Here is a 333-nt window from a genome sequence, read left to right as displayed (position 1 = left end):
GTGCGCGATGGCCTCGTCGTTCAGCCCGATGTAGTCGATCGCCTCCCACCCGCTGAAGTACGGGATCGCGCCCGCGCCGGTGACCGCGACCGTTCTGGCCTCCTCCGGCACCTGCGCCTCACCCAGGCCCTTCCCGATGGCCACCTGCGCCCGGTGCAGGTCGTGCCCGTAGTTGGCGATCACGGGCAGGTCCGAGGGCAGGACACCGGCGAGGGCGATCCAGGCGAGGGTGATCGCCCCCGCGGGGACCGCGAGCCAGCGGCGGCCGAGCGCCGCCACACCGAGCCCGGCCCCGAGGCAGAGCACCGGGAAGGCGTGGAAGGCGAAGCGGTG

General features: G+C 73.9%; 1 protein-coding gene. It reads right to left on the bottom strand.

The window, feature by feature from the left end:
• A partial coding sequence (locus tag JAP66_RS31830) for a DUF8728 domain-containing protein (protein WP_504957538.1) occupies nucleotides 1-333 on the bottom strand: 333 nt, incomplete at both ends.

This window comes from Qaidamihabitans albus (assembly GCF_016464705.1).
GTDB classification, from domain to species: domain Bacteria; phylum Actinomycetota; class Actinomycetes; order Mycobacteriales; family Pseudonocardiaceae; genus Qaidamihabitans; species Qaidamihabitans albus.
This window is presented reverse-complemented; position numbering and strand designations above follow the sequence as displayed.